Source organism: Streptococcus sp. 339 (assembly GCF_013277285.1).
Classification (GTDB): domain Bacteria; phylum Bacillota; class Bacilli; order Lactobacillales; family Streptococcaceae; genus Streptococcus; species Streptococcus pseudopneumoniae.
The window spans coordinates 1-22,297 of the sequence record NZ_VMMR01000028.1; the positions used below are offsets into that span (position 1 = coordinate 1).

General features: G+C 38.9%; 22 protein-coding genes, 2 pseudogenes and 1 other annotated feature. Of the genes and pseudogenes, 20 read left to right on the plus strand and 4 right to left on the minus strand.

Annotation, left to right across the window (positions count from 1 at the left end):
- From HT736_RS03755 to HT736_RS03765, 3 genes and pseudogenes are all read left to right on the plus strand, one after another.
- A pseudogene (locus HT736_RS03755) lies at positions 1 to 146 on the plus strand (autolysin); the annotation flags it as partial.
- A 175-nt stretch (positions 147 to 321) separates the two neighbouring features.
- On the plus strand, positions 322 to 528 hold the full coding sequence (locus tag HT736_RS03760) for a hypothetical protein (RefSeq protein ID WP_000917045.1): 207 nt from the start codon (positions 322 to 324) through the stop codon (positions 526 to 528).
- A complete protein-coding gene (locus HT736_RS03765) occupies positions 512 to 943 on the plus strand; it encodes a DUF2335 domain-containing protein (protein ID WP_000379281.1) in 432 nt (143 codons plus the stop codon). Before HT736_RS03760 ends, HT736_RS03765 begins: the two co-directional genes overlap by 17 nt.
- Positions 944 to 1,129: 186 nt before the next feature.
- Here HT736_RS03765 and HT736_RS03770 read toward each other — a convergent pair whose 3' ends face one another.
- Positions 1,130 to 1,318, minus strand: coding sequence for a hypothetical protein (locus HT736_RS03770; protein ID WP_000109850.1), 189 nt, complete (start codon positions 1,316 to 1,318; stop codon positions 1,130 to 1,132).
- Between the two features lie 698 nt (positions 1,319 to 2,016).
- Between HT736_RS03770 and HT736_RS03775 the strand changes: the two genes are divergently transcribed.
- The 4 genes from HT736_RS03775 to pta are packed head-to-tail and all read left to right on the plus strand — an operon-like array spanning position 2,017 to position 5,401.
- Positions 2,017 to 2,688 (plus strand): GTP pyrophosphokinase family protein, encoded by a 672-nt coding sequence (locus tag HT736_RS03775; protein WP_050261576.1) that lies wholly within the window; start codon positions 2,017 to 2,019, stop codon positions 2,686 to 2,688.
- The gene (locus HT736_RS03780) at positions 2,672 to 3,490 is read left to right on the plus strand and encodes an NAD kinase (RefSeq protein WP_050261575.1); all 819 of its coding nucleotides are present in this window, start codon (positions 2,672 to 2,674) and stop codon (positions 3,488 to 3,490) included. The genes HT736_RS03775 and HT736_RS03780 overlap by 17 nt, the downstream gene beginning before the upstream one ends.
- Complete coding sequence (locus tag HT736_RS03785; protein ID WP_119919499.1) at positions 3,487 to 4,383, plus strand: RluA family pseudouridine synthase; 897 nt, start codon at positions 3,487 to 3,489, stop codon at positions 4,381 to 4,383. Before HT736_RS03780 ends, HT736_RS03785 begins: the two co-directional genes overlap by 4 nt.
- A gap of 43 nt (positions 4,384 to 4,426) precedes the next feature.
- Positions 4,427 to 5,401, plus strand: coding sequence for a phosphate acetyltransferase (gene pta / locus HT736_RS03790; protein ID WP_000451580.1), 975 nt, complete (start codon positions 4,427 to 4,429; stop codon positions 5,399 to 5,401).
- Between the two features lie 327 nt (positions 5,402 to 5,728).
- On the opposite strand, the gene HT736_RS03795 is transcribed toward pta, so the two are convergent.
- Positions 5,729 to 6,028 (minus strand): YbaB/EbfC family nucleoid-associated protein, encoded by a 300-nt coding sequence (locus HT736_RS03795; RefSeq protein WP_000981524.1) that lies wholly within the window; start codon positions 6,026 to 6,028, stop codon positions 5,729 to 5,731.
- Between the two features lie 402 nt (positions 6,029 to 6,430).
- On the opposite strand from HT736_RS03795, the gene HT736_RS03800 reads away from it, so the two are divergent.
- From HT736_RS03800 to rpmA, 4 genes are all read left to right on the plus strand, one after another.
- Positions 6,431 to 7,129 carry a YoaK family protein gene (locus tag HT736_RS03800; protein WP_000509046.1) on the plus strand — a complete coding sequence of 233 codons (699 nt, stop codon included), beginning with the start codon at positions 6,431 to 6,433 and terminating at the stop codon, positions 7,127 to 7,129.
- Positions 7,130 to 7,193: 64 nt separating this feature from the next.
- Positions 7,194 to 7,281, plus strand: a sequence feature (ribosomal protein L21 leader region).
- Positions 7,282 to 7,317: 36 nt separating this feature from the next.
- The gene (rplU, locus tag HT736_RS03805) at positions 7,318 to 7,632 is read left to right on the plus strand and encodes a 50S ribosomal protein L21 (RefSeq protein WP_000109141.1); all 315 of its coding nucleotides are present in this window, start codon (positions 7,318 to 7,320) and stop codon (positions 7,630 to 7,632) included.
- Between the two features lie 15 nt (positions 7,633 to 7,647).
- Complete coding sequence (locus tag HT736_RS03810) at positions 7,648 to 7,992, plus strand: ribosomal-processing cysteine protease Prp (RefSeq protein WP_000613692.1); 345 nt, start codon at positions 7,648 to 7,650, stop codon at positions 7,990 to 7,992.
- 16 nt (positions 7,993 to 8,008) lie between these two features.
- Positions 8,009 to 8,302: a 50S ribosomal protein L27 gene (gene rpmA / locus HT736_RS03815; RefSeq protein ID WP_000916509.1), complete on the plus strand. Its 294-nt coding sequence runs from the start codon at positions 8,009 to 8,011 to the stop codon at positions 8,300 to 8,302.
- A gap of 138 nt (positions 8,303 to 8,440) precedes the next feature.
- Here the strand turns inward: rpmA and HT736_RS03820 are convergent.
- A pseudogene (locus HT736_RS03820) lies at positions 8,441 to 8,581 on the minus strand (TIGR03943 family protein); the annotation flags it as partial.
- Positions 8,582 to 9,059: 478 nt separating this feature from the next.
- Here HT736_RS03820 and HT736_RS03825 point away from each other — a divergent pair.
- A complete protein-coding gene (locus tag HT736_RS03825) occupies positions 9,060 to 9,977 on the plus strand; it encodes a bifunctional riboflavin kinase/FAD synthetase (RefSeq protein ID WP_023936826.1) in 918 nt (305 codons plus the stop codon).
- A gap of 92 nt (positions 9,978 to 10,069) precedes the next feature.
- Here HT736_RS03825 and HT736_RS03830 read toward each other — a convergent pair whose 3' ends face one another.
- Positions 10,070 to 10,918, minus strand: coding sequence for a YitT family protein (locus tag HT736_RS03830; protein ID WP_000592055.1), 849 nt, complete (start codon positions 10,916 to 10,918; stop codon positions 10,070 to 10,072).
- Between the two features lie 141 nt (positions 10,919 to 11,059).
- Between HT736_RS03830 and HT736_RS03835 the strand changes: the two genes are divergently transcribed.
- From HT736_RS03835 to pulA, 8 genes are all read left to right on the plus strand, one after another.
- The gene (locus HT736_RS03835) at positions 11,060 to 11,899 is read left to right on the plus strand and encodes a DegV family protein (protein ID WP_050207568.1); all 840 of its coding nucleotides are present in this window, start codon (positions 11,060 to 11,062) and stop codon (positions 11,897 to 11,899) included.
- A 105-nt stretch (positions 11,900 to 12,004) separates the two neighbouring features.
- Positions 12,005 to 12,280 (plus strand): HU family DNA-binding protein, encoded by a 276-nt coding sequence (locus HT736_RS03840; RefSeq protein WP_001284639.1) that lies wholly within the window; start codon positions 12,005 to 12,007, stop codon positions 12,278 to 12,280.
- 422 nt (positions 12,281 to 12,702) lie between these two features.
- The gene (locus HT736_RS03845; protein WP_172930767.1) at positions 12,703 to 14,604 is read left to right on the plus strand and encodes an ABC-F family ATP-binding cassette domain-containing protein; all 1,902 of its coding nucleotides are present in this window, start codon (positions 12,703 to 12,705) and stop codon (positions 14,602 to 14,604) included.
- 2 nt (positions 14,605 to 14,606) lie between these two features.
- Entirely contained in the window at positions 14,607 to 15,470 is an 864-nt protein-coding gene (locus tag HT736_RS03850; RefSeq protein WP_172930768.1) for an XRE/MutR family transcriptional regulator, read from the plus strand.
- 79 nt (positions 15,471 to 15,549) lie between these two features.
- Positions 15,550 to 16,728: an MFS transporter gene (locus tag HT736_RS03855; RefSeq protein ID WP_172930769.1), complete on the plus strand. Its 1,179-nt coding sequence runs from the start codon at positions 15,550 to 15,552 to the stop codon at positions 16,726 to 16,728.
- Between the two features lie 92 nt (positions 16,729 to 16,820).
- On the plus strand, positions 16,821 to 18,779 hold the full coding sequence (gene ligA / locus HT736_RS03860; RefSeq protein ID WP_172930770.1) for an NAD-dependent DNA ligase LigA: 1,959 nt from the start codon (positions 16,821 to 16,823) through the stop codon (positions 18,777 to 18,779).
- A gap of 2 nt (positions 18,780 to 18,781) precedes the next feature.
- Positions 18,782 to 19,741 (plus strand): diacylglycerol kinase family lipid kinase, encoded by a 960-nt coding sequence (locus HT736_RS03865; protein WP_000134183.1) that lies wholly within the window; start codon positions 18,782 to 18,784, stop codon positions 19,739 to 19,741.
- Positions 19,742 to 19,763: 22 nt separating this feature from the next.
- Positions 19,764 to 22,043: a type I pullulanase gene (gene pulA, locus HT736_RS03870; protein WP_000283051.1), complete on the plus strand. Its 2,280-nt coding sequence runs from the start codon at positions 19,764 to 19,766 to the stop codon at positions 22,041 to 22,043.
- Positions 22,044 to 22,297 lie beyond the last annotated feature (254 nt).

The following is a 22,297-nucleotide window of genomic DNA, read 5'->3' on the forward strand; positions in this document are numbered from 1 at the left end:
TTGACGGTAAAGAAGGTGCTATGGTATCAAACGCCTTTATCCAGTCTGCGGACGGAACAGGCTGGTACTACCTCAAACCAGACGGAACAATGGCAGACAAGCCAGAGTTCACAGTAGAGCCAGACGGCTTGATTACGACTAAATAATTTTAAAAAATAAAAGGAAAGGAAAACTTTTCTAAAATGTTTATCTACCCCACAGGACTCGTCCTTGTGGGGATTTTTTGTTAAAAAGAGTAAGAAACATTGACTTTTTTAAAGAAAGATGTCATAATCAAGTTAATTCAAAAAAATATTATGGAGCGAGTAGGAGGAATTTGGGATGTTAAAAAATACAAAACAACCTCAATACTTTAAGTCTTTTTTACTTGGTATGACAGCAATTGTATTGCCTGTTTTTAGCTTTAACCAGAACATTTCGAAAGTAAAAGCTGATACAGTCCCAGACTGGAAGAAAGTCAAAAGTGATTACAAGAAATCAACGATGGGCATTCAGAAAGAGGTAATGAAATTTGGATACCGAGAATAAAGATTTGATTGAAGTCAATAATATTGTTGATGAAGTCGAGCGCTTACCACATGAACAGCGTCAAGTAGTTTTACAGAAGTTGGAAATCTATCAAGGTGACCTACCTCATCCAGATATTCTCAAAGGATATAAAGAGCTATATCCGGATGCTGCTCAAAAGATTATTGATAATGGTATTGCAGAAAGCCAACATCGTAGAGAGATGGAAGATAAATACTTATCAGGGAATATTGCTTCTCATAAATTGGGACAGTTATTTGGCTTTTTAATCGCCCTCGTTGTTATTATTGGTGGAATTTACTTAATAGCAACAGATAAACAAATTGCAGGTAGTGTCTTAACTGGAACTACTGCATTAGGGCTAATTGGTTTGTTTACAGGGAATAATCAAAATAAAAACAAAGACAAAGAATAATTTTTCACCGCAGGCTCAGGCTTGCGGTTTTTTTATTTTTCAAAAACACACATTTTGAACGATTAGAAAGCAAAATCACAATCCTATTGTTCAAAAAAGCGTTTACATGAAGAATATGGAGAGGAAATCGTGGTGTATTATTGTCAAAAACGGTGTTTTGTTAAAAATAAAAAACAGTGACCGAAATCACTGCTTTTTAAGTTCCTGGGCGTATGTTATCATGCTGATAGCGTGTTTTAGACGCATATTCATAATATCCGATACACCATTTTTATACTTGTCCACGGCCTGAATAGACATGCCACAGTTTTTGCTAATAGCATAGGCTGTGGCGTTGTCTAAAAGCCAGCGGATAGCTTCAATATCTACTGACATATATTACCTCGTAAAATACCAAACTGCAAATAGGAGTAGAAGAAGTCCAATAATAAATTCAACTTTTTCACGCTTGGTGGTTTTTCTAACTTTAAGATTTACTTTCATTGTTTTTCCTGTTATAATTTAAGTACACCCCCGAAGGGGTGGATAGTGATTTTTCACTATCCAAATTCGATGTGCCATTCAAAGCTGATTATAAATAAGTTTATTTTGACTACTAGCTTATTTGTTTTTGCTTTGAGTGGTTTCTTTTTGAACTTAAACATTTCATGTTCCTTTCTACTAGTTTCCTTGTCTAAGGTTTCCTCCTTAACCTTATGTATCCATTATACAACTTTGGTTGCATAATGTCAATAGTTTTGATGGAGTTTTTTTATTTTATTTTTAAAAGACTGTGAGTAATCACGGTTTTCTATTTATAAACTATTAGAATTAAATTGAAACCTTCTCAACTATACGGGCAAAGATGATTGTAAAAATGAATACGAAGATGAATACGATTTAAAAAAACGATGGAAATTAGTGTAAATGATTTTAACGAAAAATAAGTAAAAACTCAACTATTTACAAGTGATGATAACTATTTGTAAACGTTTTTCACTTATGGTATAATAAGCATTGTATTTATTGTATATGAATCTGGAGAAAAAATCAAAGATATTTTTGAAGGATAATATGAGAATAAGGGAGAATATATGACCTTAGAATGGGAAGAATTTCTAGATCCTTACATTCAAGCTGTTGGTGAGTTAAAGATTAAACTTCGTGGCATTCGTAAGCAATATCGTAAGCAAAATAAGCATTCTCCGATTGAATTTGTGACCGGTCGAGTCAAGCCAATTGAGAGTATAAAAGAAAAAATGGCCCGTCGTGGTATTACTTATGCGACCTTGGAGCACGATTTGCAGGATATTGCTGGTTTGCGTGTGATGGTCCAGTTTGTAGATGACGTTAAGGAAGTAGTGGAGATTTTGCACAAGCGTCAGGACATGCGAATCATACAGGAGCGAGATTACATTACTCATCGAAAAGCATCAGGCTATCGTTCCTATCATTTGGTAGTAGAATATATGGTTGATACCATCAATGGAGCCAAGACTATTTTGGCAGAAATTCAAATACGTACCTTGGCCATGAATTTCTGGGCAACGATAGAACATTCTCTCAACTACAAGTACCAAGGGGATTTCCCAGAGGAGATTAAGAAGCGACTGGAAATTACAGCTAGAATCGCCCATCAGTTGGATGAAGAAATGGGTAAAATTCGTGATGATATCCAAGAAGCTCAGGCTCTTTTTGATCCCTTGAGTAGAAAATTAAATGACGGTGTAGGAAACAGTGACGATACAGATGAAGAATACAGGTAAACGAATTGATCTGATAGCCAATAGAAAACCGCAGAGTCAAAGGGTTTTGTATGAATTGCGAGATCGTTTGAAGAGAAATCAGTTTATACTCAATGATACCAATCCGGATATTGTCATTTCCATTGGCGGGGATGGTATGCTCTTGTCGGCCTTTCATAAGTACGAAGACCAACTTGATAAGGTACGCTTTATCGGTCTTCATACAGGACATCTGGGCTTTTATACCGATTATCGTGATTTTGAGTTGGATAAGTTAATGACCAATTTGCAGCTAGATACCGGAGCAAGGGTTTCTTACCCTGTTCTAAATGTGAAGGTTTTTCTTGGAAATGGAGAGGTCAAGATTTTTCGTGCCCTCAACGAAGCCAGCATCCGCAGGTCTGATCGAACCATGGTAGCAGATATTGTCATCAATGGTGTTCCCTTTGAACGTTTTCGTGGAGACGGGCTAACAGTTTCGACACCGACTGGTAGTACTGCCTATAACAAGTCTCTTGGCGGTGCTGTTTTACACCCTACCATTGAAGCTTTGCAATTAACGGAAATTGCCAGCCTCAATAATCGTGTCTATCGAACGCTGGGCTCTTCCATTATCGTTCCTAAGAAGGATAAGATTGAACTCATTCCAACGAGAAATGATTACCATACCATTTCGGTTGACAATAGCGTTTATTCTTTCCGTAATATTGAGCGTATTGAGTATCAAATCGATCATCATAAGATTCACTTTGTCGCGACTCCTAGCCATACTAGTTTCTGGAACCGTGTTAAGGATGCCTTTATCGGCGAGGTGGACGAATGAGGTTTGAATTTATCGCAGATGAGCATGTCAAGGTTAAGACCTTCTTAAAAAAGCACGAGGTTTCTAAGGGGCTTCTGGCCAAGATTAAGTTTCGAGGTGGGGCTATTCTGGTCAATGACCAACCACAAAATGCAACCTATCTATTGAATCTTGGGGACCGCGTTACTATCGATATTCCCGCTGAGGAAGGCTTTGAAACTCTGGAAGCTATCGAGCGCCCACTGGATATTCTCTATGAGGATGACCACTTTCTAGTCTTGAATAAACCCTATGGAGTTGCCTCTATTCCTAGTGTTAACCACTCCAATACCATTGCCAATTTTATCAAGGGTTACTACGTCAAGCAAAATTACGAAAATCAGCAAGTTCACATTGTGACCAGGCTTGATAGGGATACTTCTGGCTCGATGCTCTTTGCCAAGCACGGCTATGCCCATGCACGATTGGACAAGCAGTTGCAGAAGAAGTCCATTGAAAAACGCTACTTTGCTTTGGTTAAAGGTGATGGACACTTGGAGTCAGAGGGGGAAATTATTGCCCCGATTGCGCGTGATGAAGACTCCATTATTACCAGACGGGTGGCTAAAGGTGGAAAATATGCCCATACTTCCTACAAGATTGTAGCTTCTTATGGAAATATCCACTTGGTCGACATTCGGCTGCACACTGGTCGAACCCACCAAATTCGAGTCCACTTTTCTCATATTGGTTTTCCTTTGTTGGGCGATGATTTGTACGGTGGTAGTCTGGACGACGGCATCCAACGTCAGGCCCTGCATTGCCATTACCTATCCTTTTATCATCCATTTTTAGAGCAAGATTTGCAGTTAGAAAGTCCCTTGCCGGATGATTTCAGCAACCTTATTACCCAGTTATCAACTAATACTCTATAAAAACTGTTTCAGAGTATAATTATTATCTTAAAGGAGAAAACTCATGGAAGTTTTTGAAAGTCTCAAAGCCAACCTTGTTGGTAAAAATGCTCGTATCGTTCTCCCTGAAGGGGAAGAGCCACGTATTCTTCAAGCGACTAAACGTTTGGTAAAAGAAACAGAAGTGATTCCTGTTTTGTTAGGAAATCCTGAAAAAATTAAAATTTATCTTGAAATTGAAGGGATCATGGATGGTTATGAAGTCATTGACCCTCAACATTATCCTCAATTTGAAGAAATGGTTGCTGCCTTGGTGGAGCGTCGTAAGGGCAAAATGTCTGAAGAAGATGCACGCAAGGTTTTGGTTGAAGATGTCAACTATTTTGGTGTGATGTTGGTTTACTTGGGCTTGGTTGATGGAATGGTGTCAGGTGCGATTCACTCAACTGCTTCAACAGTTCGCCCAGCCCTACAAATCATTAAAACTCGTCCAAATGTGACTCGTACTTCAGGTGCCTTCCTCATGGTTCGTGGTACGGAACGTTACCTGTTTGGAGACTGTGCCATCAACATCAATCCAGACGCGGAAGCTTTGGCTGAAATTGCCATCAACTCAGCAATCACAGCTAAGATGTTTGGTATTGAGCCTAAAATTGCTATGCTAAGTTATTCTACTAAAGGTTCAGGCTTTGGTGAAAGTGTTGATAAGGTTGTTGAAGCAACTAAAATTGCTCACGACTTGCGTCCTGACCTCGAAATCGACGGTGAGTTGCAATTTGATGCAGCCTTTGTTCCAGAAACTGCAGCTCTGAAAGCTCCTGGAAGTACGGTAGCTGGTCAAGCAAATGTCTTCATCTTCCCAGGTATCGAGGCAGGAAATATCGGCTACAAGATGGCAGAACGTCTTGGTGGCTTTGCGGCTGTAGGACCTGTTTTACAAGGTTTGAACAAGCCTGTTAACGACCTCTCTCGTGGATGTAATGCAGATGATGTTTACAAGTTAACCCTTATCACAGCAGCTCAAGCAGTTCATCAATAGTGAAAACTATAAAGCGATATACTATGCTATACTGTAGTTATGAAACTATGTACGAAAAGCACTGCCATTAACTCCTGAGAACTAAATTACTGATTGGTGTCAAAAAGGACAACTTCCAAGCGATGATATCCTGTCTATATACGACCTATAGAAATCTGTAATATACATGTCCGTAAAACGATAAATTTCCTTTTAAATGAGTATGAAAAGAGAATTTTTCATGAGAAAACGCATAATATTGAGTGCATTTGCTATTATGCGTTTTTTATAATTTTTGCACCTTTCTTAGCTTTTGTTATCGACAAGTATTGCTCTAGGTCCTTGTTTTTAGAATGGCAATTTCCCAGCGAAAGCACCCAGTTTTTTCTTGGTAGTTTCATCGATTTGTTCAAGAGCAGAGTTGATGGCTTGAACGGTCATATCAGAAAGAGTTTCAAGGTCCTCTGGGTCAACGATAGCTGGATTGAAATCAATGCTGACAACTTTCTTATCTCCAGTTAAGGTCGCTTGGACAAGGTCTTGAGCAGATTTGCCAACAAATTGCATGGCAGCAAGTTCGGCCTGGCTTTGTTCCATTTGTTTTTGAAGTTTTTGTGCTTGACGCATCATGTTTTGCATGTTCATCATAAGATTTCTAAAGTTCCTTTCATCTCAAGGGGATAATCCTTGTTGTTAACAAGTGCCTGATTTTCTCTCCTAATTGTTATTAGTAGCATAGCCATCAAGCCCAAGTCTTGATTTTATTATACCATTTTTTTAAGACATAGTCTTTTATTGGTGAGAGTTATTTATGTCAAGGAGTGATTAGAAATAAATTAAAATAATGATTTTTGTTAAGAGGGGCTCTATTCTAGTTTCATGGAAATGATTTTACTAAAGGTTTGTATGCTTTGTCTACAAACATGGTACCTCTATCTATTTTCGGATAAATAGTTGTCTATTATTATTTTTATGCTAATAGTAAAATCTAAATGGTAGCCTACGATTTTTTAGAAAGAAAATGGTACAATATTTCTAAGAGAAAATACAATGGGAGGGAAAATGAGGTTATTACCTATAAGAAAAATATCACGTCAGTCTAAAAGGTTAGCACTTTTTTTGACGTTTTGTGCTGGATATGTGGATGCTTACACTTTTATTGTTCGCGGGAATACCCTTGTAGCTGGACAAACTGGAAATGTTGTCTTTCTTTCGGTAGAGCTAATACAGAATAATGTTTCGGATGTTAGGGATAAGCTTTTAACCTTAATAGCGTTTATGCTGGGAGTTTTTTTACTAACCATTTATAGGGAAAAATTGAGAATTGTGAAAAAGCCAATTCTGTCACTGATTCCTTTGGTAATCTTATCAATAATTATTGCTTTTGTGCCACAAACTGTAGATAATATCTATCTAGTGCCGCCCTTGGCCTTCTGTATGGGACTGGTGACAACTGCCTTTGGTGAGGTTTCGGGTATTGCTTATAATAATGCCTTTATGACAGGGAATATCAAACGAACAATGCTAGCTTTTGGAAATTATTTCCGAACTAAGCACACTCCTTTTTTGCGTGAAGGGTTCATATTTGTTAGCCTGCTTAGTAGTTTTATCCTTGGCGTTGTCTTTTCAGCCTATTTGACGATTTTCTATCATGAAAAGACCATTCTTGGTGTTCCTATTATGATGAGCATTTTTTATATCAGCATGCTTTTTGCCTCGTGGCGGAAAAAAGTAAAAGAAAAAGCTTGATTTTAGGTGTTATTACTTGTAAGAAAATAGGAGATATGCTATACTTAGAGAGTTGACTATGCACAATCCTGTGCAACCGCACGAACATCGTTGCTCGATTATTCAAGTTTAAGTGGTTCGTCCCACGATGCTAGGCGAGTCTTCACAAAAAATTCGGGGAAACCCATAAAAATCATAGGAGGTGCATAATGAGCACATACGCAATTATCAAAACTGGCGGAAAACAAGTTAAAGTTGAAGTTGGTCAAGCAGTTTACGTTGAAAAATTGAACGTTGAAGCTGGTCAAGAAGTTACTTTTAACGAAGTTGTTCTTGTTGGTGGTGAAAACACTGTTGTCGGAACTCCACTTGTTGCTGGAGCTACTGTGGTTGGAACTGTTGAAAAACAAGGAAAACAAAAGAAAGTGGTTACTTACAAGTACAAACCTAAAAAAGGTAGCCACCGTAAACAAGGTCACCGTCAACCATATACTAAAGTTGTCATCAACGCAATCAACGCTTAATTTTAAGGAGAACACATGATACAAGCAGTCTTTGAGAGAGCCGAAGATGGCGAGCTGAGGAATGCGGAAATTACTGGACACGCCGAGAGTGGCGAATGCGGCTTAGATGTCGTGTGTGCATCGGTTTCTACGCTTGCCATTAACTTTATCAATTCTATTGAGAAATTTGCAGGCTATGAACCAATCCTAGAATTAAACGAAGATGAAGGTGGTTATCTGATGGTTGAAATTCCAAAAGATCTTCCTTCACACCAGAGAGAAATGACCCAGTTATTCTTTGAATCATTTTTCTTAGGTATGGCAAACTTATCGGAGAACTCGTCTGAGTTCGTCCAAACCAGAGTTATCACAGAAAACTAACACGGAGGAAAACATTATGTTAAAAATGACTCTTAACAACTTGCAACTTTTCGCCCACAAAAAAGGTGGAGGTTCTACATCAAACGGACGTGATTCACAAGCAAAACGTCTTGGAGCTAAAGCAGCTGACGGACAAACTGTAACAGGTGGATCAATCCTTTACCGTCAACGTGGTACACACATCTATCCAGGTGTAAACGTTGGTCGTGGCGGAGACGATACTTTGTTCGCTAAAGTTGAAGGCGTAGTACGCTTTGAACGTAAAGGACGCGATAAAAAACAAGTTTCTGTTTACCCAATCGCTAAATAAAAAGGTTCAGTGAACCTTTTTATCCCGAGCCTTGAACTGTAAAGGCGAGGAAGCTAGAAGTAGCATTAAATAAGGCTTTCCGAGTTTTCGGAGAGCCTGTTTTTTGTTTGGTACCCATACTTTTTAATATAGTAAAATGAAATAAGAACTGGTATCTGGTTTCAAATATTGGCTTGTCATCCCTTCACTTGTATGAATGGCTTGAGCCGTTCCTTCTGATAAGGAAAAAGATATTCTTTAGCGAGAATCCAAGATAACAGATGGAGAGAAAAATAACCCAGTCTGAAGCACATTAGATGGGAGTTGTTGGAAAGCAGTCATCTAGTTTTTCTTTGCTGCTTTGGCTTTTTCTTTGTCATCAGGGAAAGTGACTTGCTTCAAATCAGGGAGTTTAGGAAATTATTCAAACATCTTGCCCAAGTTGTCTCATTTTGTAAATTTTACAGCCATAGGTGTACCTCGATTCTAAATTCTACCTTTTCGACACCAATTAGTAATTTAAAGTTCTCAGGAGTTAGTTGCATTGCTTTTTCATACATAAGCATAGTATGACACTTTATGGTTACTGAACAAGTCTAATCACTCCTTTCAAACTTTTGAAGATGTCCTACAAGTTTTTGAGAAGAATATTGCAAAGTTCATAGTTAAGCAACGATAGAGTGAAGTGCTTTTTGAAAACAGCTACACTTCAGGTGAAAAAAACGACATTTCAGATTTTCTGTTCCAGAAATAGCTATCGCTATGATATAATTATTTTATGATTATTACTATTCCTATAAAAAACCAAAAAGATATTGGCACACCATCTGATTCAGTCGTTGTTCTCGGCTATTTTGATGGCATACATAAGGGGCATCAAGAATTATTTCGTGTTGCCAACAAGGCTGCGAGAAAGGATTTATTGCCTATCGTCGTTATGACCTTTAATGAATCTCCAAAGATCGCTTTAGAGCCTTATCATCCAGATTTGTTTTTGCATATTTTGAACCCTGCTGAACGTGAAAGAAAATTAAAGCGCGAAGGTGTAGAAGAATTATATCTCCTTGATTTTAGTAGTCAATTCGCTAGTCTCACGGCAGAAGAATTTTTTGCAACTTATATCAAGGCTATGAATGCCAAAATTATTGTTGCAGGTTTTGATTATACATTTGGTTCTGACAAAAAAACAGCAGAAGATTTAAAGGATTACTTTGATGGAGAAGTTATCATTGTTCCACCTGTAGAAGATGAGAAAGGAAAGATTAGTTCAACTCGTATCCGTCAAGCTATTTTAGATGGAAATGTGAAAGAAGCAGGAAAACTTTTGGGGGCACCGCTTCCATCAAGAGGTATGGTGGTTCATGGTAATGCTCGTGGTCGTACAATTGGTTATCCGACAGCGAATTTAGTGCTTTTAGACCGTACTTATATGCCAGCAGATGGCGTTTATGTCGTTGATGTTGAGATTCAAAGACAGAAGTATCGTGCTATGGCTAGTGTCGGGAAAAATGTGACCTTTGATGGAGAAGAAGCACGTTTTGAAGTCAATATTTTTGATTTTAATCAAGATATTTATGGGGAAACCGTCATGGTTTATTGGCTTGATCGCATTCGAGATATGACCAAATTTGACTCAGTTGACCAATTAGTGGATCAGTTAAAGACTGATGAAGAAGTAACTCGGAATTGGTCTTAAGAGCTTGAGTAAATAAAACAAAAAAGAGGTTGTCTGTAACCCAAAAGATAGATGATGTAGTCTAACTTTTGAGATCACTACACTACCTCTTTTTATTCTTTTTCAAAGGTGAATCCTTCTCCTAGGATTTCATGGGCTTCTGTAATGGTTATAAAGGCTTGAGGATCGATTCGATGAATCATTTCTTTCATTTTCACAATCTCATTTCTACCGACAATACAGTAGATGATTTTCAAATTTTCTTTACTATAGTAGCCGTGACCAGAAATAAAAGTAACACCTCTTCCGAGGTCATCATTAATTGCCTTAGCAAGTTGGTCAGGACGTTTTGTGATAATCATAAAGCCTTTGCCGGCATATCCTCCTTCACCAATCAAATCAATAACACGAGAAACAATAAAATCAAACAAAAGCGTGTAGGAAACCAATCTCAAATCCTTGAAGATTAGGAGAATCAACATGAGAATACAAAAATCTAAGATAAAGAGCAGTTTTCCTATGGATATATGAGTGTATTTGTTGAGAATACGAGCTAGAATATCAGTTCCGCCAGTTGTACCTCCAGCATTAAAAATAATTCCAAGGCCAATTCCTAATAGGATTCCCGCTATAAGGGCTGTGATTAGTAAATCACCTTGAAGATCAATATGAAGGGGAATATGCTCAAAAAAAGCTAACCAGGCGGACAAAGCTAAGGTTCCTAGTAAACTAGAATAGAGGGATTTAGCTCCAAAGATCTTCCAAGCTAGGATGAAAAGGGGAATGTTAATCAGCAGGTTCATGAGGGAAACAGGGATTTTAAAAAGATAAAAGGTGATGAGGGTAATGCCTGTCGCCCCTCCTTCAAAGAGATGATGGGGAACTACAAAATAAGTCAGTCCAAAAGCATAAATAGCAGCACCTAGTAAAATGGTAAAAATGGGGTAAATTTTTTTAATCATAGGACACCTCTTTTCTTATAAGTTGATTATATCAAATTTTACGGAAAATTTGATTGACTCCATTAGGATTTTTAATCTTTTTTTTGATATAATTAGAAGCAAGGAAACCAATCTGAATCCTAAAATAGAAAGATTGATACTATGACAAAAATTAAGATTGTAACCGATTCATCTGTTACTATTGAACCTGAACTAGTAAAGCAATTAGATATTACAATTGTTCCATTATCTGTAATGATTGATAATGTTGTTTATTCTGATGCTGATTTGAAAGAAGAAGGTAAATTTCTTCACTTGATGCAAGAAGCTAAGAATCTTCCGAAAACAAGCCAGCCGCCTGTAGGTGTCTTTGCTGAAGTGTTTGAAAACCTATGCAAGGATGGTAGCCAGATTCTTGCTATTCATATGTCCCATGCTCTTTCGGGTACTGTAGAAGCAGCGCGTCAAGGTGCTAGCCTATCTACTGCCGACGTGACTGTTGTTGATAGTTCCTTCACTGACCAAGCCCTGAAATTCCAAGTTGTTGAGGCTGCGAAGTTAGCTCAAGAAGGTAAAGATATGGAGACAATTTTATCTCATGTAGAAGAGGTTAAAAACCATACAGAGCTTTATATTGGTGTTTCAACTTTGGAAAATCTTGTCAAAGGTGGACGAATTGGCCGTGTAACTGGATTGTTGAGCTCCCTTCTCAATATCCGTGTTGTCATGCAAATGAAAGACCATGAATTGCAGCCAATGGTTAAAGGTCGTGGAGCTAAAACCTTTAAAAAATGGTTAGATGAGTTGATAACATCTCTCTCTGAACGTTCTGTAGCAGAGATTGGAATTTCATATTCTGGTAGTGATGATTGGGCAAAAGAGATGAAAGAAAGCTTACAAGCTTATGTTGAAAAGCCAATTTCTGTTTTGGAAACGGGTTCCATTATTCAAACTCACACAGGTGAGAACGCTTGGGCTATTTTGGTACGTTACCATTCCTAAAAAATAAATAAAATGGGAAGAAATAGCGTTTTTAACTTGACCTAAAAGGGATTTTAGGATATGATTATATTTGTTAATTAGAAATTATTTGGAGGAATCGTTAACATGGCAAACAAACAAGATTTGATCGCTAAAGTAGCAGAAGCTACAGAATTGACTAAGAAAGACTCAGCAGCAGCAGTTGAAGCTGTATTTGCAGCAGTAGCTGACTATCTTGCAGCTGGTGAAAAAGTTCAATTGATCGGTTTTGGTAACTTTGAAGTTCGTGAGCGTGCAGAACGTAAAGGTCGCAACCCACAAACTGGTAAAGAAATGACAATTGCAGCTTCTAAAGTTCCAGCATTCAAAGCTGGTAAAGCTCTTAAAGACGCTGTTAAATAATCAGTCTTTAAAAAGCCTATTGTATCAAGCTTTCTAGCTTGGTCGGTAGGCTTTTTAATTATGAAATCTAGTAATAAATAGAGTTAAAAAGTTGAATGTTCCGAAAATATTGTATATATAGTAGACTGAATCTAAAATAGTACGAAACAATTGCTAAAACATTTATAGAAATTAATTTTACTTTCCCAATCGATTTGTTCTCATCTTATTTCAATTTGCTATACGTACGTATATAATGAAAAGAATTAAATAATAGACTTGTGCGATAACTATTTGAAGCAAGATTAGCTGGTTAGAAAGTCCAACAAGATAGCGAAGGAATCTAACATAAATTTTACATAATTTACTTTATGTTACAAACCCTTCGCTAAAATACTTACCATTATCTTGAATGCCTTAGGGAAACATGCTATACTACTTGTATGATTATTTTACAAGCTAATAAAATTGAACGTTCTTTTGCAGGAGAGGTTCTTTTCGATAATATCAACCTGCAAGTTGATGAACGAGATCGGATTGCCCTTGTTGGGAAAAATGGTGCAGGTAAGTCTACTCTTTTGAAGATTTTAGTTGGAGAAGAGGAGCTAACTAGCGGAGAAATCAATAAGAAAAAAGATATTTCTCTGTCTTACCTAGCCCAAGATAGCCGTTTTGAGTCTGAAAATACCATCTACGATGAGATGCTTCATGTCTTTGATGACTTGCGTCGGACTGAGAAACAACTTCGTCAGATGGAGCTGGAGATGGGTGAAAAGTCTGGTGAGGACTTAAATAAGCTGATGTCAGATTACGACCGCTTATCTGAAAATTTTCACCAAGCAGGTGGCTTTACCTATGAAGCTGATATTCGAGCGATTTTGAATGGTTTCAAGTTTGACGAGTCTATGTGGCAGATGAAAATAGCTGAACTTTCAGGTGGTCAAAATACTCGTTTGGCACTTGCTAAAATGCTCCTTGAAAAGCCCAATCTTTTGGTATTGGACGAACCAACCAACCACTTGGATATTGAAACCATTGCCTGGCTAGAGAATTACTTGGTAAACTATAGCGGTGCCCTCATTATTGTCAGCCACGACCGTTATTTCTTAGACAAGGTTGCGACAATTACGCTAGATTTGACCAAGCATTCCTTGGATCGCTATGTGGGGAATTACTCTCGTTTTGTTGAGTTGAAGGAGCAAAAACTAGCTACTGAGGCAAAAAACTATGAAAAGCAACAGAAGGAAATTGCTGCTCTGGAAGATTTTGTCAATCGCAATTTAGTCCGTGCTTCGACGACCAAACGTGCCCAATCTCGCCGAAAACAACTGGAAAAAATGGAACGTTTGGACAAGCCTGAAGCGGGTAAGAAATCAGCCAATATGACCTTCCAGTCTGAAAAAACGTCGGGCAATGTTGTTTTGACTGTTGAAAATGCGGCTATTGGCTATGATGGGGAAGTCCTGTCACAACCGATTAACCTAGACCTTCGTAAGATGAATGCTGTTGCCATCGTTGGTCCCAATGGTATTGGCAAGTCAACCTTTATCAAATCTATCGTGGATCAGATTCCGTTTATCAAAGGTGAAAAGCGCTTTGGCGCTAATGTTGAGGTGGGTTACTATGATCAGACCCAAAGCAAGCTAACACCAAGTAATACGGTGCTGGATGAACTCTGGAATGATTTTAAACTGACACCGGAAGTTGAAATCCGTAACCGTCTAGGTGCCTTCCTTTTCTCAGGAGAGGATGTTAAAAAATCAGTCGGCATGCTGTCTGGTGGCGAGAAAGCTCGTTTGCTTTTGGCTAAACTGTCTATGGAAAATAACAACTTCTTGATTCTGGACGAGCCGACCAACCACTTGGATATTGATAGTAAGGAAGTGCTAGAAAATGCCTTGATTGACTTCGATGGAACTCTTCTATTTGTCAGCCACGACCGTTACTTTATCAATCGAGTGGCAACTCATGTACTGGAATTGTCAGAGAATGGCTCGACTCTTTACCTGGGAGATTACGACTACTATGTCGAGAAGAAATTAGAAGTAGAAATGATTCAAACTGAGGAAGCTTCAACCAGCAATCAAGCAACAGAAGCAAGCCCAGTTAATGACTATCAAGCTCAGAAAGAAAGTCAAAAAGAAGTTCGTAAACTCATGCGACAAATCGAAAGTCTAGAAGCTGAAATTGAAGAGCTAGAAAGTCAAAGTCAAGCGATTTCTGAACAAATGTTGGAAACAAACGATGCCGACAAACTGATGGAATTGCAGGCTGAGCTGGACAAAATCAGCCATCGTCAGGAAGAAGCTATGCTTGAGTGGGAAGAATTATCAGAGCAGGTGTAAAGATGGAACATCTTGGAAAAGTATTTCGTGAATTTCGGACAAGTGGAAATTATTCTTTAAAGGAGGCGGCAGGGGAGTCTTGCTCTACCTCTCAGTTATCTCGCTTTGAGCTTGGGGAGTCTGACCTAGCAGTCTCACGTTTCTTTGAGATTTTGGATAACATTCATGTAACAATCGAAAATTTCATGGACAAGGCTAGGGATTTTCAAAATCATGAACATGTTGCTATGATGGCACAGATTATCCCACTTTACTACTCAAATGATATTGCAGGTTTTCAAAAGCTTCAAGAAGAACAACTTGAAAAGGCTAAGAGTTCGACGACTCCCCTTTATTTTGAGCTGAACTGGATTTTGTTACAGGGTCTGATTTGTCAAAGAGATTCGAGTTATGATATGAAGCAGGATGATTTGGATAAGGTAGCAGATTATCTCTTCAAAACAGAAGAATGGACTATGTATGAGTTGATTCTTTTCGGTAACCTCTATAGTTTCTACGATGTGGACTATGTCACTCGGATTGGTAGAGAAGTTATGGAGAGGGAGGAATTTTACCAAGAGATTGGTCGCCATAAGAGATTAGTGTTGATTTTAGCCCTTAATTGTTACCAGCATTGTTTAGAGCATCTTTCTTTTGATAACGCTAGCTATTTTGAGGCTTATACAGAGAAGATTATTGGTAAAGGTATTAAGCTTTATGAGCGTAATATTTTCCATTATTTAAAAGGTTTTGCCTTATATCAAAAAGGAAAGTGTAAAGAAGGTTATAAGCAGATGCAAGAGGCCATGCATATTTTTGACGTGCTAGGTCTTCCAGAGCAAGTAGCCTACTATCAAGAACACTACGAAAAATTTGTCAAAGATTAATTTTCCCAAATAAGGGAAAAAATAAAAAGCTCCTTTCGGTTTTGATACAATAGTTTCAAAATTTGAGAGGAGTTTTTATATGAATCGCTATGCCGTACAGTTGATTAGTCGTGGAGCTGTTAACAAGATAGGGAATATGCTCTATGATTATGGAAATAGTGTCTGGTTGGCTTCCATGGGAACTATCGGACAGACAGTTTTAGGAATGTATCAGATTTCTGAACTCGTCACATCTATTCTCGTCAATCCCTTTGGTGGAGTTATTTCAGACCGTTTTTCTCGTCGTAGGATTTTAATGGTGACAGACCTTGTTTGTGGGATTCTTTGTCTGGCTATTTCTTTCATAAGGAATGACAGCTGGATGATTGGCGCTTTGATTGTTGCCAACATTGTGCAGGCTATTGCTTTCGCATTTTCTCGTACAGCCAATAAAGCTATCATAACTGAAGTGGTGGAGAAAGATGAGATTGTGATCTATAACTCTCGCTTAGAGCTGGTTTTGCAGGTTGTAGGTGTTAGCTCTCCTGTTCTTTCCTTCCTTGTTTTACAGTTTGCAAGTCTCCATATGACGCTACTGCTAGACTCGCTGACTTTTTTCATTGCTTTTGTTCTAGTGGCTTTCCTTCCGAAAGAGGAAGCAAAAGTTCAAGAGAAAAAGGCTTTTACTGGGAGAGATATTTTTGTAGATATCAAGGATGGGTTACACTATATCTGGCATCAGCAAGAAATTTTTTTCCTTTTGCTGGTAGCTTCCAGCGTCAATTTCTTTTTTGCAGCTTTTGAATTTCTCCTCCCCTTTTCGAATCAGCTTTACGGGTCAGAAGGAGCCTATGCAAGTATTTTAACTATGGGGGCTATTGGTTCCATCATTGGGGCTCTTCTAGCTAGTAAAATTAAAGCTAATGTTTATAATCTTTTGATTTTACTGGCTTTGACAGGTGTCGGAGTTTTTATGATGGGATTACCACTGCCAACTTTTCTTTCCTTTTCTGGAAATTTAGTTTGTGAATTGTTTATGACGATTTTTAATATTCACTTTTTTACTCAAGTACAAACCAAGGTTGAGAGCGAATTTCTTGGGAGAGTACTAAGTACGATTTTTACCTTAGCTATTCTATTTATGCCTATTGCAAAAGGATTTATGACAGTCTTGCCAAGTGTACATCTCTCTTCTTTCCTGATAATTGGAAGTGGTGTTATCATCTTGTCTTGTATATCGTTTATTTATGTTCGAACTCATTTTGAAAAATTGATATAAGGCTGCTTGAGTTTCAAAAATAATTTCAAACTAAGTATTTTTTCCGCCCTTCTCGTTTGTGAGGAGGGCTTAGTTTATGGTAAAATGGTCTTATGAATAAAAGAATGAATGAGTTAGTCGCCTTGCTCAATCGCTATGCGACTGAGTACTATACCAGCGATAATCCATCGGTTTCAGACAGTGAGTATGACCGTCTTTACCGAGAGTTGGTTGAGTTAGAAACTGCCTATCCAGATCAAGTATTAGCAGACAGTCCGACCCATCGTGTTGGTGGTAAGGTTTTAGATGGTTTTGAAAAATACAGTCATCAGTATCCTCTTTATAGTTTGCAGGATGCTTTTTCACGTGAGGAGCTTGAAGCTTTTGATGCGCGTGTTCGTAAGGAAGTGGCTCATCCAACCTATATTTGTGAGCTGAAAATCGATGGCTTATCTATCTCGCTGACGTATGAAAAGGGGATTTTAGTTGCAGGTGCAACACGTGGAGACGGTTCTGTTGGGGAGAACATCACAGAAAATCTTAAGCGTGTTAAAGACATTCCTTTAACTTTGCCAGAAGAACTAGATATCACAGTTCGTGGGGAATGTTATATGCCACGCGCTTCTTTTGACCAGGTTAATCAAGCTCGCCAAGAAAATGGAGAGCCTGAATTTGCCAATCCCCGTAATGCGGCGGCAGGCACACTACGTCAGCTGGATACAGCAGTAGTTGCCAAGCGCAATCTTGCAACGTTTCTCTATCAAGAAGCCAGCCCGTCAACTCGTGACAGCCAAGAAAAGGTTTTGAAGCACCTAGAACAACTTGGTTTTGTAGTCAATTCTAAACGAATTCTGGCTGAAAGCATGGATGAGATTTGGAATTTTATCCAAGAAGTAGGAGAGGAACGGGAAAATCTGCCTTATGATATTGATGGAGTTGTAATCAAGGTCAATGACCTAGCAAGCCAAGAAGAACTCGGTTTTACCGTCAAGGCTCCAAAGTGGGCAGTAGCCTACAAGTTTCCTGCTGAAGAAAAAGAAGCTCAACTCTTATCAGTTGATTGGACAGTTGGTCGTACCGGTGTTGTAACCCCAACTGCAAATCTAACACCAGTACAACTAGCTGGTACAACTGTTAGCCGTGCAACTCTGCACAATGTGGATTATATTGCTGAAAAAGATATCTGTAAAGATGACACGGTCATAGTTTATAAGGCTGGTGACATCATCCCTGCTGTTTTACGCGTGGTAGAGTCCAAACGGGTTTCTGAAGAAAAACTAGATATCCCTTCAAACTGCCCAAGTTGTGATTCTGACTTGTTGCACTTTGAAGATGAAGTGGCCCTGCGTTGTATCAATCCGCGTTGTCCTGCTCAAATCATGGAAGGTTTGATCCACTTTGCCTCTCGAGATGCCATGAATATTACAGGGCTTGGTCCATCTATTGTTGAGAAACTCTTTGCTGCAGACCTAGTCAAGGATGTGGCAGATATTTACCGTTTGAAAGAAGAAGATTTCCTCCTTTTAGAGGGGGTTAAGGAAAAGTCTGCTTCTAAACTGTATCAAGCCATTCAAGCATCTAAGGAAAACTCTGCTGAAAAACTCTTGTTTGGTTTGGGAATTCGCCATGTCGGCAGTAAGGCCAGTCAGCTTTTACTTCAACATTTTCTCTCGATTGAAAATCTGGCTCAGGCAGATCCAGAGGAAGTGGCTAGTATTGAAAGTCTGGGTGGTGTGATTGCCAAGAGTCTTCAGACTTACTTTGCGACAGAAGGCTCTGAAATTCTCCTCAGAGAATTAAAAGAAGCTGGGGTCAATCTGGACTATAAAGGTCAGACAGTAGTAGCGGATGCGACCTTGTCAGGTTTGACCGTGGTATTGACAGGAAAATTGGAACGGCTCAAGCGCTCAGAAGCTAAAAGCAAACTCGAAAGTCTGGGTGCCAAGGTAACAGGCAGTGTTTCTAAAAAGACAGACCTTGTTGTTGCAGGAGCAGACGCTGGAAGTAAACTTCAAAAAGCACAAGAATTTGGCATCGAAGTTCGAGATGAAGCTTGGCTAGAAAGTTTGTAACAATGACAGAAGAAAGAAAACGTGCGCGTTTAATTTATAACCCAACCTCAGGGCAGGAAATTATCAAGAAAAATATAGCAGAAGTGCTGGATGTTTTGGAAAATATTGGCTATGAAACCAGTGCCTTTCAAACGACTACAGAACCTCTTTCGGCACAAAAAGAAGCTGAGAGAGCAGCCAAAGCTGGTTTTGATTTGATTATTGCTGCAGGTGGTGATGGAACAATTAATGAGGTAGTCAATGGGGTTGCCTCGCTCGATAAGAGACCTCGGCTTGCTATCATCCCAACAGGTACGACTAATGATTATGCGCGTGCCCTAAAAATTCCAATGGGTGATCCTGTTGCGGCTGCTCAGATTATTGCTAAAAATGAGACCATTCATATGGATATTGGACGAGCTTTTGGCGACAAATATTTTATTAATATTGCCGCTGCTGGAACCTTAACCGAATTGACTTACAGTGTTCCAAGTGAAGTCAAGACGCGTCTTGGTTATTTTGCCTATGTTGCTAAAGGCATTGAAATGTTTCCTAAGACCAAGGTTCGTCCAGTGAGAATCACACACGATCAGGGGGTCTTTGAAGGAGAGGTGTCCTTGATTTTTGTTGCCTTGACCAATTCCATTGGAGGTTTTGAGCAGTTAGCGCCTGATACCAAGTTAGACGATGGTAATTTTACTCTGATTTTGGTCAAGACAGACAAGCTATTTGATATGTTGGGCTTATTGATACAGGCCATTAATGGTGGTCAGCATGTCTCAGACGTCAATATCGAATACCTTAAAACTAGCAAACTACGTTTAGAAGTTTTAGATGACCAAGAACCATTTATGCTGAACCTAGATGGGGAATATGGAGGAGATACCCCAGTTGAACTTCAAGTCTGCCATCATCACATCGAATTTTTTGTCAATCGAGACGAGATTAGTCAAGAATTTATTAGTGAAATAGAAACGAATTAAAAAGTAAAAAGGAAAAATAAAAATGTATAACTACCCTATGCGCATTCATTACCATCGCAAGAATGGTGAATACGACACTTGCTCTTTTGTAAAGAGTAAGGATCAACGAATTGATTTACTAACTTACCAAGAAGATTATTTTGGAGCCTTATTTAGCTTTGAACACCCAAGTGCTCATCCCTTAGAAAGCTTGAATTTTGTGGTTCACACAGGCCAAACTAGTAAAGAATATGCTATCCGTTTTAATCACTATCCCCTCTTAACAGAGGTCTGGATTTTGGAAGGCGATGATAGAATTTATTATTCTGAAAATCCTGCAATTGCAAGTCCTTTCTATAAAAATCAAAATCCTTTTGCTTTTGACAAGGCTATCAATAGCGCTAGTTTCGACCACCACTGGGGCTACCAAGGGGAATTGGGTTGCCGTGTAGAGGACAATCAGGCTCGTTTTGCTCTCTGGGCTCCAACAGCGACAGAAGTGCAGGTTGTCGTTTATGAATCAGCTGCTAATGATGCTCCTGTTTGGAAGACCTTTGAGATGGAGAGAGGCAATAGCTACTCTTATAATCACAAGGACAATACAATCGGTGTCTGGAGTTTGGATGTTGAGGAAGATTTGACTGGTAAGGCTTATCAGTATCAAGTCCAATTCCCTCACCACCAAACAGTGACACGCGATCCCTATACCATCGCGACCAGTCCTGATGGCAAACGTTCAGCTATCCTGAGCCATGAAGAAAAGCAAGTTGCAAACTTCGAGGTCAAGCACGGTTCAGAGGCTACTTGGCGCTTGGCAAATCCATGTAAGGCAGTTATTTGTGAAATGCACATTCGTGATTTGACCAAATCACCGACCTCAGGTGTGGATGAACATCTTCGAGGAACTTTCTTAGGTGCTGCACAGACTGGAACAGTTAACCAGTACGGCCAAGCAACTGCTTTTGATTACATCAAGAAGCTGGGCTACAATTATGTTCAGTTGCAACCAATTGCAGACCGTCACAAAGAATACGATGAGGATGGGAATGTAACCTACAACTGGGGTTATGACCCACAAAACTATAACGCGCCAGAAACTAGTTTTTCAACTAATCCAGACGACCCAGCTCAGGTTATTCGTGATTTGAAGACCATGGTTCAAGCTTACCACGATGCGGGTATTGGTGTTATTATGGATGTGGTCTATAACCATACCTTCTCAGTTGTTGATGCACCTTTCCAAACAACTGTCCCTGATTACTATTATCGTATGAATCCAGACGGTACCTTCCAGAATGGAACAGGCGTTGGAAATGAAACAGCCAGTGAACACGAAATGTTCCGCAAGTATATGATTGATTCTCTTCTATACTGGGTTCAGGAATACAATATTGACGGCTTCCGTTTTGACTTAATGGGGATTCATGATGTCAAGACTATGCAGATGATTCGTCAAAGCTTAGATGAAATCGACCCTAACATTATCCTCTATGGAGAAGGATGGGATATGGGAACAGGTCTTGCCCCTTATGATAAGGCCAAGAAGGACAATGCCTACCAGATGCCAAATATTGGTTTCTTTAATGACAATCAGCGCGATGCTGTCAAAGGGGGAGAAGTTTATGGTGCTATCAAGTCAGGTTTTGTCAGTGGTGCTGCGACAGAGCCAATTCTTGCTAAAGCAATCCTAGGAAGTCGTGAATTAGGAAGCTATACACATCCAAATCAGGTGCTTAACTATGTAGAAGCCCATGACAATTACAATCTTCACGATTTATTGGCAACCCTTCATCCAGACCAAAGTTCAGAGCAAATCATGCGCAAGGTCGAGACAGCCACAGCCATGAATCTGCTCATGCAGGGGATGGCCTTTATGGAAATCGGTCAAGAATTTGGTCGTACCAAACTGGTTGCGACTGGTGAAAATGGTGAGTTGACCCATGATGATAGAGAGCGTGCGATGAATAGCTATAATGCTCCTGACAGTGTGAACCAAGTGAACTGGAACTTGATTAATGAGCGTCAAGACAGTATTGAGTTTATCCGTCAAGTCATCCGATTGAAGACAAAAACTGGTGCCTTTTCTTACTCTAGCTATGATGAAATTTACCATCATGTCTTTGTGCATTCTGCAATTGAACATAGCGGCTGCCTTATCTATGAAGTTCATGGGAAAGAACACCTCTTGGTGGTTGTGAATGCTAAATCAGAACCCTATCCATTTGAAAATGCAGGAAATTTAGCTATGTTGGTAACCAACAGTCGCTCAAAAGAAGACAATGTGTTAGATGATATTAGTCTAGCTGTCTTGAGTGTTTTATAAAGACCATCTATCTCGCTATTCTAACAGATCATTGGAAGTGAACGAATAGAAAGAACTTAGTTGATAACTCACTCGTATAGAAAATTTGATATATATTTTCATCAAACGTGTAAAATCAGGAAATTGTTTTCCTGGTTTTATTTTTTTGCTATAAAATAATAATAATCATAGAAAAAATACGAACTTTTTGGTATTGTAGTAGAAAAAGAAATGCATTTTCGCAATTTTTTTGAAAAAATATTAATTTACAATTG